The 13,694-nt window shown below is 61.1% G+C and carries 13 protein-coding genes and 2 pseudogenes; 6 read left to right on the top strand and 9 right to left on the bottom strand.

What is annotated here, in order from left to right:
- The first annotated feature begins 177 nt into the window (after positions 1–177).
- Both fabG and EB233_RS30690 read left to right on the top strand, forming a co-directional pair.
- Complete coding sequence (gene fabG / locus EB233_RS30695; RefSeq protein WP_064987218.1) at positions 178–915, top strand: 3-oxoacyl-[acyl-carrier-protein] reductase; 738 nt, start codon at positions 178–180, stop codon at positions 913–915.
- A 223-nt stretch (positions 916–1,138) separates the two neighbouring features.
- Positions 1,139–2,479, top strand: a complete 1,341-nt coding sequence (locus EB233_RS30690; RefSeq protein ID WP_027047176.1) for an ISNCY family transposase — start codon at positions 1,139–1,141, stop codon at positions 2,477–2,479.
- Positions 2,480–2,813: 334 nt separating this feature from the next.
- On the opposite strand, the pseudogene EB233_RS30685 reads toward EB233_RS30690, so the two are convergent.
- Positions 2,814–3,124: pseudogene (locus EB233_RS30685) on the bottom strand (type I secretion system permease/ATPase); the annotation flags it as partial.
- A 392-nt stretch (positions 3,125–3,516) separates the two neighbouring features.
- Positions 3,517–4,476: a calcium-binding protein gene (locus tag EB233_RS30680; protein WP_064990759.1), complete on the bottom strand. Its 960-nt coding sequence runs from the start codon at positions 4,474–4,476 to the stop codon at positions 3,517–3,519.
- Between the two features lie 508 nt (positions 4,477–4,984).
- Here EB233_RS30680 and EB233_RS30675 point away from each other — a divergent pair.
- The 3 genes and pseudogenes from EB233_RS30675 (at position 4,985) to EB233_RS30665 (ending at position 6,535) form a co-directional block, all read left to right on the top strand.
- Complete coding sequence (locus EB233_RS30675) at positions 4,985–5,485, top strand: hypothetical protein (RefSeq protein ID WP_155765390.1); 501 nt, start codon at positions 4,985–4,987, stop codon at positions 5,483–5,485.
- A 9-nt stretch (positions 5,486–5,494) separates the two neighbouring features.
- Positions 5,495–6,084 (top strand): annotated as a pseudogene (locus tag EB233_RS30670) (NodA family N-acyltransferase).
- Between the two features lie 265 nt (positions 6,085–6,349).
- Complete coding sequence (locus tag EB233_RS30665; RefSeq protein ID WP_064987081.1) at positions 6,350–6,535, top strand: hypothetical protein; 186 nt, start codon at positions 6,350–6,352, stop codon at positions 6,533–6,535.
- 253 nt (positions 6,536–6,788) lie between these two features.
- Here EB233_RS30665 and panD read toward each other — a convergent pair whose 3' ends face one another.
- Genes panD through bioB form a run of 6 tightly spaced genes read right to left on the bottom strand, consistent with a single transcriptional unit; the run spans position 6,789 to position 12,306 of the window.
- Positions 6,789–7,241, bottom strand: a complete 453-nt coding sequence (gene panD, locus EB233_RS30660) for an aspartate 1-decarboxylase (protein ID WP_064987142.1) — start codon at positions 7,239–7,241, stop codon at positions 6,789–6,791.
- A gap of 56 nt (positions 7,242–7,297) precedes the next feature.
- Positions 7,298–8,281 carry a beta-ketoacyl-ACP synthase III gene (locus EB233_RS30655; protein ID WP_064987082.1) on the bottom strand — a complete coding sequence of 328 codons (984 nt, stop codon included), beginning with the start codon at positions 8,279–8,281 and terminating at the stop codon, positions 7,298–7,300.
- Positions 8,278–9,543 (bottom strand): adenosylmethionine--8-amino-7-oxononanoate transaminase, encoded by a 1,266-nt coding sequence (locus tag EB233_RS30650; protein ID WP_064987083.1) that lies wholly within the window; start codon positions 9,541–9,543, stop codon positions 8,278–8,280. Before EB233_RS30650 ends, EB233_RS30655 begins: the two co-directional genes overlap by 4 nt.
- Positions 9,543–10,178, bottom strand: coding sequence for a dethiobiotin synthase (gene bioD / locus EB233_RS30645; RefSeq protein WP_064987084.1), 636 nt, complete (start codon positions 10,176–10,178; stop codon positions 9,543–9,545). Before bioD ends, EB233_RS30650 begins: the two co-directional genes overlap by 1 nt.
- Positions 10,175–11,314, bottom strand: coding sequence for an 8-amino-7-oxononanoate synthase (locus EB233_RS30640; RefSeq protein WP_064987085.1), 1,140 nt, complete (start codon positions 11,312–11,314; stop codon positions 10,175–10,177). Before EB233_RS30640 ends, bioD begins: the two co-directional genes overlap by 4 nt.
- Positions 11,311–12,306 (bottom strand): biotin synthase BioB, encoded by a 996-nt coding sequence (bioB, locus tag EB233_RS30635; protein ID WP_064987143.1) that lies wholly within the window; start codon positions 12,304–12,306, stop codon positions 11,311–11,313. Before bioB ends, EB233_RS30640 begins: the two co-directional genes overlap by 4 nt.
- A gap of 48 nt (positions 12,307–12,354) precedes the next feature.
- Between bioB and EB233_RS30630 the strand changes: the two genes are divergently transcribed.
- Positions 12,355–12,693 (top strand): hypothetical protein, encoded by a 339-nt coding sequence (locus tag EB233_RS30630; RefSeq protein WP_155765391.1) that lies wholly within the window; start codon positions 12,355–12,357, stop codon positions 12,691–12,693.
- Between the two features lie 118 nt (positions 12,694–12,811).
- On the opposite strand, the gene nadC is transcribed toward EB233_RS30630, so the two are convergent.
- A complete protein-coding gene (gene nadC / locus EB233_RS30625; RefSeq protein ID WP_019863264.1) occupies positions 12,812–13,693 on the bottom strand; it encodes a carboxylating nicotinate-nucleotide diphosphorylase in 882 nt (293 codons plus the stop codon).
- Position 13,694: the final 1 nt, after the last annotated feature.

Genomic DNA, 13,694 nt, shown 5'->3' with positions numbered 1-13,694 from the left:
TAAAATTCTCAACTGTTGAGGCGGCGGCGACCTGCCGCTGCCCGGAAGGTTAAGCGAGGCCCTTCGGGTTCGGCTAGAGGGTCTGTCCAAAGCTATACCCGATAATGTCTGGAAGGCGCAGGGCCGCCGGTGACCGCCTCCGTGCGAAGCCGGTCCTTAGAGAGGGAATCGATAACAATGTTCGATCTGACTGGCCGCAACGCGCTCATCACCGGAGCAAGCGGTGGAATCGGCGAGGCGGTGGCGCGGGCGCTGCACGCGCAGGGCGCAAACGTCGGCCTGCACGGCACCCGTGTCGAAAAGCTCGAGGCGTTGGCTGCCGAGCTTGGCGGGAGGACAAGACTGTTTCCGGCGAACCTCTCGAACCGCGACGAGGTGAAGGCGCTGGGCGCAAAGGCGGACGCCGAACTCGAAGGCGTCGACATACTGGTCAACAATGCCGGCATCACCAAGGACGGGCTTTTTATCCGCATGTCGGACGCGGATTGGGACGCGGTACTCGAGGTCAACCTGACCGCCGTGGTCCGGCTCACCCGCGAACTGACCCATTCGATGATGCGCCGCCGCAACGGCCGCATCATCAACATCACCTCCGTGTCCGGCGTAACCGGCAATCCCGGCCAGGCGAACTATTGCGCCTCAAAGGCTGGCATGATCGGCATGTCGAAATCGCTGGCGCAGGAGATCGCGACTCGCGGCATGACTGTGAACTGCGTGGCGCCAGGCTTTATCGAATCGGCCATGACCGACAAGCTGAAGGACAAGCAGAAAGAAGAGATTATGGCCGCCATTCCGGCCAGGCGCATGGGCACCGGCGCGGAAGTCGCCGCGGCTGTCGTCTACCTGGCCTCGAACGAGGCCGCCTACATCACCGGCCAGACCATTCATGTGAACGGCGGCATGGCAATGATTTAGCCTAAAACGTTCAGTGCGCCCGACGAGGCGTATCAACGGTGGATGAAGGTTCCCGCCCAGATAGCAGTCGGTTGGTCTAGCTTAGTTTCCGTCCATAAACGTCAAACTGTTGATTTTATTGCCTAAATCGTGACTTTGCGCAGGCCAGGCCCGGCGGTTTCAGGTACACTTTGGTCTCATGCCACTGATTCCAAAGCACAATCTGCAACCGCCGGAGCCGACAATGCGCCAAGAACGCACCGTCCAAGCCAGTATATTCGATCTCTTCGCGACACACGAGATCGGCCACGAACTGAAGGCGATGTCGCAGTGGCTGGACGAGCACCACGATCTGCTTGGATTGGTGGCGCGAGACTTGGTTCGGCGCAGCGTCAGGGCCACCGGACGGCAAGGCCTACCTGCCGAAGCGGTCTTACGTTGCGCGCTTCTCAAGCAATACCGGCAGTTGACCTATCAGGAGCTGGCATTCCATCTTGAGGATTCAGCATCATTTCGAGCCTTTGCGCGGCTGCCGTGGTCCTGGAGCCCGCAGAAGTCGGTGCTGCAAAAGACGATCAGTGCGATCCGGCCCGAGGTCTGGGAAGAGATCAATCGGGCACTGCTGTCGAGTGCCCGGCAGGCAAAACTGGAAGATGGCGGTGTCGTGCGGCTGGACAGCACTGTGACCTCAGCGCTCATGCACGAACCGAGCGACAGCAGTCTGTTGTGGGACGCCGTCCGGATCATGGTGCGCCTGTTGAAGCAGGCTGGTGCCTTGGCCGGCGGCGCAGGTTTGGCATGGCGCGATCATTGCCGCGCGGCCAAGAAGCGTGCCCGCAAGATCCAGTTCACACGTGGTCGACCCAACCGTGTCCAACTCTACCGTGAACTGATTGCGATCACCCGCGCGACCTTGGCCTATCTGCGGCAGGCAGCCGCGCAATTGGCCGTGGCGCGCAGTCCGCTCGTCGAACTGTGGCAAGCCCAACTCTGTCACTATCGGCCGCTGATCGAACGCATCATCACACAGAGTGAGCGGCGGGTGTTGGCCGGCGAGTTGGTGCCGGCCAGCGATAAGCTGGTCAGCCTGTTCGAACCCCATGCCGATATCATCGTCAAAGGCAGCCGCGATACCGAATACGGCCACAAGCTCAACCTGACCACAGGAAGGAGCGGCATGATCCTCGATCTGGTGATCGAGGCGGGTAATCCACGCGACAGCGATCGATTGCTGCCGATGCTGGAACGCCACATCGCCTTCTATGGTCACGCGCCGCGGCAAGCGGCGGCCGACGGCGGCTTTGCCAGTCGCGGCAATCTGGTTACAGCCAAGGCCTTGGGCGTTCGCGACATGGCATTCCACAAGAAAGCCGGCCTCAGGATCGAGGACATGGTCAGAAGCAATTGGGTCTATCGCAAGCTACGCAACTTCCGTGCCGGCATCGAGGCCGACATCTCATGCCTCAAGCGCGCTTACGGATTGGCGCGCTGCACCTGGCGCGGTCTTGATCACTTCAAGAGCTACGTCTGGTCCTCGGTCGTGGCTTACAATCTCGTCGTCTTCACGCGCCTCAAGCCGACCTGATGCCAGCCGCTATTGGAATTGCGTCGCACCGGCCAAGGCCGGCCTCGTGGCGTGCGCGTGATCGCGCCCACAACGCCTTTCTGCTCAATTAGCCAACCCCTCGATCCTGTCCATGACGCTCAAAGCCGTTCCAGTTAAGGACAAGTGATTGTAAACAAAACAGAATACGTGCGTTTGTGGACGGAAACTAGCTTAGACAAGACCCTGCAGCGCCTCGAAGCCGCTGACTAACTGCGACGGATGGATCGCGTACGACGGGCGCGCACAAACACCCCTGACCGGCCGTTCCACTGTGCCCGACTACCGTGAGGTGATCCAGGCGGTGACGCGGCGCGATAGGGTGCGCGTCAAGATCAAAAAAGGCCGTCGGACCTTTCCACACAGGAATCCGCGAACATTGTCGAGATCGCGAAGCGGCTGCAAGCCGTCGCCCGGCATGCGCATTGAAAGCGGAAGCAGAACGATGGCATCGTGAACGCGTCCGGAAAACTGTCCGTCGAAACGCTCGCCGATCCGCAGCAGCACGCGGGCGCGCAGAATCCCGAGCAGGCATTGGAACGCATAAAGCCCAGCAGCAAGCACGGCGAGCCCCACCAGCGTCGGTACGCTGCCACTTGCCAGAACGCTGTCATAGACCTGCAGCATGAACAGTGGCGAGGTCAGCGCAAGCACATTGACCACGCCGCTTATCAACAAAATTCCCCCAATGGTGGAAGTCAGACCGGAAGGTCTCAAAGCTGAAATATTCGAGGGATGGTTGCTCAGGGATGCCTCCGTTAATCTGTTAGCACAGCACGCGTCGGGCTCGCCGAAGGGGCAGCGACACTGATCGCATCGGCTCGCTCTCAGCGATCAGTGCTCCGCGCCTGCCGTAAGGGCCCGAACAGCCTCACCGCCTGAATATTTTACCTTCAGTACGGTCTACGACCAGCAGCCCTTAATAAAACTGGACACGCTGCGCCCACGGCCAACGGCAAGTAGTGGAAAGGAATGCGCCCCCACGTGGGGGCGCGCGGGTCCCGTATGGACTTTCCGAATCAGACGAAGGTAAAGTCCGAAGCTGTCAGGCCCAGCCCGGCCAGGTCGGCCAAACTGTCCACACCGCCCAGATGGGTGAAGTCCTCCGCCTGGTTCTCGGCGGTGACATAGGCCAGACTGGCGAGTCCCGTTCTGCCGTCGGAGTGGTAGACGATGATGTCGCCGACGGTTTCGCCGGAGATGGCATTCGCGGCGTCAGAGGCAGAGGTGAAAGATTTGTCAGTGATCACCACGACGTGCTCGCCATTCGCATCCGAGGCCTTACCGCTGTAGAAGCTGCTCACCGGGTGGCCAGACTCTGGGCTGGCGTTATTGATGAAGTTTGCGCCAAAACCATCATTGTAGAGGCCCACGGCGTCGAAGGCGAAGGTATCCTCCTTCGGATCGAAATCTTGGATGGTAGTGATGTCAGGAACACCGGATACTCCCAAGGCTCCCCCAGGCTCCCCAGGCTCGTCCCCTATCAGGGGATCATCCTCCTCCCACCCCCCTATCAGGGGATCATCCTCCTCCCCAGGCCACTCAGGATAGTCAGGCAACATCCAAGGCTTAGGGTCCACAGGCTCCCCAGACCCTGAACTATCCACCCCAGGAACTGGATCGTGGAACTGGAACACGAAAGTGTCTTTATCGGCCCCGCCTGTCAGATAGTCCTTGCCGTCACCCACGTAGATGTAATCGTCGTTGGGACCGCCGTCGATAAAGTCATTGTCCTCACCGACGATGCGCGGTTTGTAGCGGCCGTTGTCGCCGGAGAGATGGTCGAAGCCCTGTTCGCCCAAGATTTTGTCATTGCCCTCACCGCCCATGGATCGGTCACTACCATAGCCGGCCGAGATATAGTCAACGCCGCCACGACCTTCGAGCCAGTCACCGCCACCGGAACCAAGTATCTTATCGTCGCCGTCGCTGCCGAAGACGGTTTCGCCCTTCGGGCCTCCCTGGATAAATGTTTCCATCGCAAACATTCCTTCTGATACAGCCCCACCCACCTGGCACCTTGCTATCCCTCACCAGACAACTGGGGAAATCGATTTGTTCGATAGAAACATTTACGAAATGGATGCGTGGCGTCGGCTTCGTCCTTTTGCGTTGCAGTTGCCGGTCTCGATCGCGGCAGGCGACTTGGCTACTGAGCCGACCGATCTGAAAAGTCGGTTCGTCAAACCGGACGAACCATGGTCCAGCCGTCAGAGGGCAGAGGGACAGATGAACAAACAAGTCAAGCAGCCTCCAGCGATTGACACCTCCGGGATCACGAGGGCCGGGTACATTGGCCCCGAAGGGACCTGGACACATCAAATCACGCTGGATCGAGTTACTCAACGATCTTCAAGGTAATGGGCCACCCGGTAGCCTTGGAGGCGGTGGCCGCGTGGCTCGACGACAACATGCCAAATGTCGAGCGAGAGAGTCGTAGGAGAACGAAATCTTTCGTGGCGGGCAAAATCTCCCTCGATAGCGGCATTGGGTCCTGCACTTGGAGCGAAGCTGTATGATTTGCAGATCTTGCGAACAGGAATCGAAGAAGGGCTACATAAACTAACCCAGTGGTGGGTGCTTGGGCGCAAAACCCCTGCGCCGACAGGATTCGAACGGACGACACTTCACCTCCGCGTTTCAGAGCAATATCAGTTATGTACTGAATATGATCTCGAAGAAGATTTAGTCGTTCTCAATATCTATGAGCGTCCGACATGCGAGCGGCTCGAAACAAACGATTTTGCCAATTCTGCAGAACGGCATAGCAAGAGCAAGGATCTAAGCCAAAAGGTACTTATGGATGTTTGTATTGGCTCCGAGCAGCAATTTCTGGTGCATCGCCTCCCGGTGTGCTCCGAACACAACGAAGTCGCATGTTCATTGCGGCTAGTTTCTTCAATGATCTGCGCAAGCTACATCGAGCCGGCACGATGCGACGGCGTCCTTAAGGTAGGGCTTACCTCAACCAAACAGCAACAAAGATGAGGTCTTTTCATGTGCTCTGACGTGCAGTGGAGGTTGTGCTGGGAAAATGAGTTGCAACAGGCCGAACATGTCGAACTCTCCGAATTCTTCCGAATGACCTATGGACCGACTGGGGCCTTCAACGCAAAACCATTCGAAGGCGGCCGTAGCTGGGCCGGTGCGAGGCCAGAACTCCGCGCAATCAGCTACGATGCGCATGGCGTAGCGGCTCATATCGGCATACTACGCCGCTTCATTAAAGTTGACGAGGTCGAACTCCTAGTGGCCGACCTGGGCTTGTACGGGGTGCGTCCGGATCTCGAGGGACAAGGAATCAGTCATTCAATGCGCGTTGTGTATCCAGTGTTGCGGCAGCTTGGGGTTCCATTCGCTTTCGGCACCGTTCGGCACGCGATGCGGAATCATTTTGAGAGGTTCTGCAGAGACGGCCTGGCGGCGATTGTGTCGGGCGTTCGCGTGCGGTCCACTCTCGCAGATGTATACCTCGACCTACCCCCACATGCGTCGAGGACGTGCTCGTCGTGGTTGTGCCGATTGAACGCTCGATGAGCGAGTGGCCGTCCGGCACCCTGATCGTTCGGAACGGCCCAGAGCTATGAAACATCTTGAAGTGCTAGGTGATCGCGCCGAGGGCACCAGAGCGGCGGGGTTAAGGCTGAAATAACATGCAAAATCTGCGCATCTAAATCGATCCGAGCGCGATTTCCGCGCGCACGGACGTGCCGGACCGGAATCGCCGTCCCCTGAAATCGACAAGGCGTCGGCTATCCCAAAATCAGTGCTTGACGTTACGTAAGGCCCCGTGTTTTCAGATCCGCGGGACCGACTTCCAGTCTCACCCAAGGCAACGAAATAGGGGCAGCAATGGTGGCTGGCGAACCTAATGACGTGCGCGTCAAGCGCTGCGGTGGGGGATGGATCGTTCATACTGTCCAGGACGGCAAACTGACAGTTCTTCGGTTCAAGACGCAGTCTCCCGCCGAATATTTCGCCGATGCCCAACGAACCAGGCTCGGCCTTGCTGCCAAGCCACCGATCGACCAGCGCTGATATGTGACCGGATTGGGCGTTGGATGGCTGGTGAGCGCTTGGCGCCGTCGGGATACACTTTGCCGAAGGCCCGCTTCAATGGTGCGTTTTGATTCGGACACTCAGACATGCAAACCGCTGTTCGCGGGCACGAAGGCCCGCCGTACCGAAGGCGCAGTGGGCATGGGGGTTTCGAAGCTCGAGTCTTAGACGCTCTTCAGTGCCCAGCAAGTTGCAACGGGGCGAAGAGGCCCGCACATCTATCGAGCGCGGCTCACGCCCCGGAGACCAGGGCAGGAATGACCAAAGGCTCATTCGCCTCGTCAAGAATGGAGAAACTGTAACGGCCGTCTGTATCGAGATCGACTGAGTAGCTCAGGCGGTCGAGTATGTGGTTATCCTGGTCAAACGTGACGATCCGCGGCTTCAGCGAGGTGATATGCGCTTCGTCCAGGTAGATGGAGTTGCAGACAATGATCTGGTCGTCGGGCTGACAGGTGCGAGCCGCCGCTCCGTTGAGGATGCAGCACCGTGAACCGCGCTCGCCGAGGATGACATAGGTCGAGATCCGCGCTCCAGAATTCTTATTCCATATCTCCACGAATTCCATCGGCAGGATCCCGGCTGCCTCGCAGTGGTCGGGGTCGAGCGTTATCGAACCATGGTAGTTGAGGTTCGCTTCGGTGACGTGGATGCCGTGCAGCTTGCCGGCCACTATTTTTCGCATTGGTTCTGTTGTCCTCATCATCATACAAGGTGAATCTTGGCAGCTGGTTCGCGGGGCTAAATCCCGAAGACGAGAGCGCCTCCGCTGAGACCCGCACCTGCCGCTGCCAGGAGGATTTTCTCGCCCTGTTGGAACGGCTCCGCCTGATGGGCCAGAGAGAGCGACAGCGGGATCGTCCCGGCGGAAGAGTTGCCATACTCGGCGATCGTCTTGACGATCGCGCCATCCGCGATGCCGAGGTTTCTCCCGACGGCATCGAAAATGCGGGCATTGGCCTGGTGCGGCACAAACCGATCGATGTTCTGTGGCTGCATGCGGGCAGCAGTGAGCGCTTCCTGCGAGCAGGCAGTCATCATGTCCACGGCCTTGGCAAATACTTCGCGGCCGTCGGTGATCGTGATCCGGGTCTGCTCGAGGTCGAGGTCGCCATGGAACGGAGTGTTGCTTCCGCCGGCGGGAATCTGGATCAGCCCGTAGCGCGAGCCGTCCGAATCCACCGAAGCGCCGAGAATGCCCCGATCCGGGTCATCGCACGGACCAATCACCATGGCGCCGGCGGCATCGGCAAACAACACGGCGCTAGCGCGCTCGGCCGGATTGATGCGGCGGCTGAGGATGTTGGCGGCAATGACTAGGCTCGCTTTGCCATGCAGACGGGTGAACCCGTCGGCGAACATCAACGCGTAGATGAAGCCGGCGCAGGCGCCGGTCAGATCGATCGCACCGGCGCGACCGAGCCCGAGCCAATGTGCGACCAGCGGCGCGCTTGGCGGCAGAAGGTGGTCGGGTGTGGAGGTGGCGAGCAACAGCAGGCCGATGTCGCTGCGGTCGATGCCGGCGTTTGCCAGCGCCATGTCGCCGGCGTGCGCGGCAAGGCCCGACAGCGTATCCTCGTCGGTTGCCCAGAAGCGCGAGCGAATTCCTGTGCGGCGTTCGATCCAGCCGGGTTCGAGCCCAAGACGGGTTTCGATTTCCGGGTTCTCGACCTTGCGCGACGGCGCATGATGACCGAAGCCGAGAATGCGCGCCGATCGGTTCATGGCAGCGAACCGAAGCGTTCGCCGGCCTCCTCGATGGCGTCATAGAGCCCGTCCAGCTCCTCGCCGGTGATGCAATAGGGCGGCAGAAGATAGAGGACATTGCCGAGGGGGCGCACGAGCAGCCCGCGCGCGAGGAAGAAGGCGCGCAGCTCCGGTCCGATTTCGGCCAGATACCCGGCAGAGCCGGTGCGCAGGTCAAGAGCCGCGATCGTGCCGGTCGCTCGGCAGTCGGTGAAATATGGATTGTCCCGGAAGCGTTGCAGCCCAGCGGTCTGCTTCGCGCTCAAGGCCGCGATCCGCTCCGCCACCGGCTCGTCACGCCAGATCTCGACATTGGCGAGTGCGGCCGCGCAGGCAATCGGATTGGCGGTGTAGGAGCTCGAATGAAAGAAGGTCTTCTTCCGGTCCTCGGAAAAATGGGCCTGGAAGATGGCATCGGTGGCGAGCGTGGCGGCCAGCGGGATGGCACCGCCGGTCAAGCCCTTCGAGGTGCACAGGATGTCTGGAGAGATGTTCGCCTGCTCGCAGGCGAACATGGTTCCGGTGCGTCCCCAGCCCGTCATCACCTCGTCGGCGATCAGCAGCGTGCCGGAGGCCTCGGCGATCTTCTTCAATTCGGTCAGAACCCAGGCTGGATACATCAGCATGCCACCGGCACCGAGCACGAGCGGCTCGACGATCAGCGCGGCGGCGCGTCGGTCACGGCTCACAACCTCGAAACGATCCAACGTTTCCTGCTCGCGCCCCGCGGCCGGGAAGGGAATGGTGTCGACCTCGAACAGCAAGGGTTCGTAGGCGGCGTTGAACACGCCGCGGGCGCCGACGCTCATCGTGCCGATCGTGTCGCCATGATAGCTGTGCTCCATGACGGCGATGCGCGAACGCGGCGCGCCGATGTTGCCGAAATAGCCGAGCGCCATCTTCAGTGCGACTTCGACTGAGGTCGAGCCGCTGTCGGAATAGAACACCCGGTCGAGGCCAGGCGGAGCAAGGTCGACAAGCGCCTCTGCCAGGCGTTCGGCCGGCTCGTGGGTGAAGCCCGCGAAGATGATCTGGTCGAGAGCAGACGCGGTCGTCTCGATAGCCTTCATGATGCGGGGATGACGGTGGCCGTGGGTGACGACCCACCAGGAGGAAATCGCGTCCAGGATGCGGGAGCCGTCGGCCTTTTGGAGATAGGCGCCTTCCGTCAACACGATTTCAGGGATCGCCGGCTCGAGCGCGTGCTGGGTGAATGGATGCCAGACTCGAGACTGCGGCATCAGTCACCTCCGGCGATCAGGGCAAGGTCGAAGCCTGCAACCATCGCTTCCCTCAGGGTCTCACTCGTCAGCGGATCGAGCAGCGGCAGTCTGCCAAGCTGGCGCACGCCGCTGAATTCCGCGATTGTTCTTTGTGTGTCGGCCACCTCGTCGCCGATGAAGGCAATGCCGATGAGCGGGATAGAACGAGCCCTGAGCGCTTCGATCGACAGCAGGGTGTGGTTGATCGTCCCGAGCGTGGTGCGGGCGCACAAAATGACCGGCAGCTGCCATTGCTCGAAAATGTCGATGAACCTTGTCCGCCGATTGAGCGGCACCATCAGCCCGCCCGCGCCTTCGATGATGAGCGGACCCGGCAAGTCTGGAAGTGAGAGCTTGGCCGCCTCGATCGCGACGCCGTCGATTTCGGCCGAACGATGCGGTGGCAGCGGCATCCTCAGACGGTAAACTTCCGGCAGGACGCGCCCGGCGGGCAAGCCGGAAAGCCGGGCAACCACCTCGCTGTCAGTCTCCTCGTCGAGGCCCGATTGCACCGGCTTCCAGTAGAAGCCGTCGAGCAGGCCGGCGAGCCCTGCCGAAAACACTGTCTTGCCAATTCCGGTGTCTGTTCCGGTGACGACGATGCGCTTGGTCATGCCGTGGCCAACACCTCGACAAGCGCCTCGACCATGGCGGAAATGTCAGTTTCGCAGACGTTGAGCGTCAGGGAAATGCGCAGGCGCGATGTGCCCTCGGGTACGGTCGGCGGACGAATGCCGCGTATGTCGAAGCCGCGGGCCTGCAGTCCTGCCGCTACCGCCATGGTGCGCCTGTTATCGCCGATGACGAATGGCTGGATCTGCGAGCCGCTGGGTACCACGCCGCAGCGCTCGGCCAATTGCCGGCCAGCGAGGGCGACACGCTCATGCAATTGAACGCGGCGCATCGGTTCGTCGGACAGCATGGCAAGCGCCTCTCGAGCCGCAACCGCCAACAGCGGCGACGGCGCGGTGGCGTAGATGAATGGCCGGCACCGGTTGACAAGATAGTCGCACAACGTCCGCGGTCCGGTGACCAGTGCGCCGGACGCGCCGAGCGCCTTGCCGCAAGTATGGAGCGCGATGATGTTGTCGCGGCCCTCGAAAGCGGCGGCCAGCCCGCGGCCGTCAGGTCCCCAGACGCCGGTGGCATGCGCCTCGTCGACGACGAGGAATGCCTCGTGCCGATCGGCAAGCGCGACGATACTCTCCATCGGCGAGCGGTCGCCATCCATGCTGTAAAGGCTTTCGACCGCGATCCAGACGCGCCCCATGCCGCCTTCGGCGCGCCAGCGCGTGATCGCGTCCTCGATAGCACCAACGTCGTTGTGCGCGGCCAGCTTGAACTCGGCGCGCCCGGCCTGCGCGCCCTCATGCATGCTGGCATGGGCGAGTTCGTCGAGGACCAGCAGGTCGCCTTTCTGCGGCAGCGCGGTCAGGAGAGCGAAGTTGGCGATGTAGCCACTGCCGAAGAACAGCGCGCGGTCGGCGCCAAAGAACGTTGCCGCGTCCACCTCCAGTTCCTCATGTTCCGGTGCATTGCCGCGCAACAGCCGCGATCCTGTGGCGCCGACCGGCGTACCCCGCGCGATCGCCGCCGAAACCGCATCGCCCAGTCTTTTGGAGGCGGCAAGCCCGAGATAGTCATTCGACAAGAAGTCGAGACCGGCGCGCGGCGCAAGCGTCCGCAGGCGATCCTTGCGCGCCAGTCCACGCAAGGATGCGTCATACCGGGCAAGAAGTGCCTCGTTCATTGCGTGCCGATTTCCATCGGCTCGATGCCGAGACGCTGGAACAGCAGAGTATCCTTGTCCTCGCCGGGATTGTCCGCCGTCAACAGCGTGTCGCCGACGAAGATCGAGTTGGCGCCGGCAAAGAAGCACAGCGCCTGCATCTCGTCGGTCATGGCGGTGCGGCCGGCGGAAAGACGGACGTGTGACTTCGTCATCATGATGCGGGCCAGCGCGATCACGCGCACGAATTCGATCGGCTCGATGGGTCTAGCCTCGGCCAGCGGGGTGCCCTCGACCGGGATCAGCATGTTGATCGGAACGCTTTCCGGATGCTCCGGCAGATTGGCCAGCGTCACCAGCATGTCGATCCGGTCCACCGGCTCTTCGCCCATGCCGACAATGCCGCCGCAACAGACTTTGATGCCGCTGTCGCGGACATTGGCCAACGTATCGAGCCGGTCGGCAAATGTGCGGGTCGAGATGATCTCTGAGTAGTAGCGCTCGGAGGTGTCGATGTTGTGGTTGTAGTAGTCGAGACCGGCCTGTTTCAGACGAGCGGCCTGCTCAAGATCGAGCATGCCCAGCGTCATGCAGGTTTCCATGCCGAGCGCCTTGACGCCCTCGACCATCGCCACGACCGCATCCATGTCGCGGGCCTTGGGGTTTCGCCAGGCAGCGCCAATGCAATAGCGGGTGGCGCCGGCGTCACGCGCCTTGGTCGCCTCGGCGATGACGCGCCTGACCTCCATCAGCTTCGACGCCTTCAACCCGCTTTCGTGATGCGCCGACTGGCTGCAATAGCCGCAATCCTCCGGACATCCGCCGGTCTTGATGCTGAGAAGGCGGCTGAGCTGGACCTTATTGGGATCGAAATTCTCGCGGTGGACCGTCTGAGCCCGAAAAAGCAGGTCGTTGAAGGGCAGGTCGTAGACCGCCTGAGCTTCCGCTCGCGTCCAGGGGGGAAGCGCCCATCCGATTGGATCCGAGGTCAGGTCTGGGCTCAGTTCGTTCATAACGGTCTTGTTCTCCATTATCTTCCGTCCTTGACCGGGAGCGTTGCCGTGGATGCTGAAGACAAGGCGCATGCCCAGCGGGAAGTCTTCTATCGAAATGCGAGTGGTGGCGCGCTCGAGCGGACTCTCCAACTGCTGCCCGCAGGCTCAACTCACGTCATCCGCGGGGATTACAGTTTCCATTGTTTGGCTCTGAGCACAGGAATGCTCCTTTCTGATCGCGTCGCAGGATTCGGTGAACGCGACGTCCAGCAGATAACCGAGAAGTTCCAGCCCGTGAGAGGCCGCCAACTGGCGCATCTCGTCGAGTCGGCAGATGATGACGCCAAGGGCTTCAACGCGTCCTTCTGTACCTTGCTGGTCCGTCGATCCCGCCTCCGTCGTTGAAGCGTGTCGCTTGGCACCGTGAAGGCTTGCATCGGCTGTTGGTGGAACCGGGGACGTGCTGACGCAAGTTAGCCTGCGACCAAAGGAGTTCCTGCGATCCCGGTTCATGTCCTCTCCCTCAGTTCAGATGTCTGTTGCAATTTCGGTCGGCCGGCATGTCGAGACCGATGTCGAGAATGGGCGCGCTGTGGGTAAGCCAGCCGACCGATATGAGGTCGACGCCGGTCGCCGCAATTGCCGCGGCGCTCGCCCGCGTTACCCGGCCTGAAGCCTCCGTGATCGCACGGCCCCCGACCATAGCCACTGCCTGCGCAAGGTCCTCGACTGACATGTTGTCGAGGAGCACGGCGTCGACGCCCGCTGCAAGCGCTATCTCCAACTGATCCAGCCTGTCCACCTCGACCTCGATCTTGACCATGTGACCTATGGCGCTACGCGCCCGCTCGATTGCGGTGCGGATATCGCCGGCAATGGCGATGTGGTTGTCCTTGATGAGCACGGCGTCGTCGAGCGCGAAGCGGTGATTGGCCCCGCCGCCCGCTCGTACCGCATATTTTTCCAGGACACGCAGGCCGGGCGTCGTTTTGCGTGTGCACACGATCTTTGCGTTATGGCCGCGCACCGCGTTTACGAGCGTAGCCGTTGCCGTTGCGATGCCGCTCAGCTTGCACAAGAAATTGAGCGCCGTCCGTTCGGCCGTCAGCAGGCTGCGCGCCGGCCCGTTTACGATCGCGATGGTCTGGCCGGTCGAAATCTTGCCGCCCTCAGGACACCGCAGCTGGATACTGATCCCGGGATCGACCAGCAGGAAGGCAAACATCACCAAGTCGAGCCCGGCAACAACGCCCGCTTGGCGCGCGTTCAGCGAAAGCGTGGCTTTGCAATCGGCGGGGATGATTGCATCGCTCGTGATGTCGCCGGCTCTGCCTAAATCTTCCAGAAGGGCATTTCGTACGATCGGCTCCATGATGATCTGGGGAAGTGGTGCAAGTGAAGTCATA

It is taken from the genome of Mesorhizobium erdmanii, from assembly GCF_013170725.1.
Taxonomy (GTDB): domain Bacteria; phylum Pseudomonadota; class Alphaproteobacteria; order Rhizobiales; family Rhizobiaceae; genus Mesorhizobium; species Mesorhizobium erdmanii.
The sequence above is the reverse complement of the archived record's forward strand: the minus strand, read 5'-3'. Positions and strand labels throughout refer to the sequence as shown.

Excerpts from the sequence above, each read along its gene's own strand:
- fabG (WP_064987218.1), top strand. The coding sequence starts at position 178 with ATGTTCGATCTGACTGGCCGCAACGCGCTCATCACCGGAGCAAGCGGT.
- EB233_RS30690 (WP_027047176.1), top strand. The coding sequence starts at position 1,139 with ATGCGCCAAGAACGCACCGTCCAAGCCAGTATATTCGATCTCTTCGCG.
- EB233_RS30680 (WP_064990759.1), bottom strand. The coding sequence starts at position 4,476 with ATGGAAACATTTATCCAGGGAGGCCCGAAGGGCGAAACCGTCTTCGGC.
- EB233_RS30665 (WP_064987081.1), top strand. The coding sequence starts at position 6,350 with ATGGTGGCTGGCGAACCTAATGACGTGCGCGTCAAGCGCTGCGGTGGG.
- panD (WP_064987142.1), bottom strand. The coding sequence starts at position 7,241 with ATGCGAAAAATAGTGGCCGGCAAGCTGCACGGCATCCACGTCACCGAA.
- EB233_RS30655 (WP_064987082.1), bottom strand. The coding sequence starts at position 8,281 with ATGAACCGATCGGCGCGCATTCTCGGCTTCGGTCATCATGCGCCGTCG.
- EB233_RS30650 (WP_064987083.1), bottom strand. The coding sequence starts at position 9,543 with ATGCCGCAGTCTCGAGTCTGGCATCCATTCACCCAGCACGCGCTCGAG.
- bioD (WP_064987084.1), bottom strand. The coding sequence starts at position 10,178 with ATGACCAAGCGCATCGTCGTCACCGGAACAGACACCGGAATTGGCAAG.
- EB233_RS30640 (WP_064987085.1), bottom strand. The coding sequence starts at position 11,314 with ATGAACGAGGCACTTCTTGCCCGGTATGACGCATCCTTGCGTGGACTG.
- bioB (WP_064987143.1), bottom strand. The coding sequence starts at position 12,306 with ATGAACGAACTGAGCCCAGACCTGACCTCGGATCCAATCGGATGGGCG.
- nadC (WP_019863264.1), bottom strand. The coding sequence starts at position 13,693 with ATGACTTCACTTGCACCACTTCCCCAGATCATCATGGAGCCGATCGTA.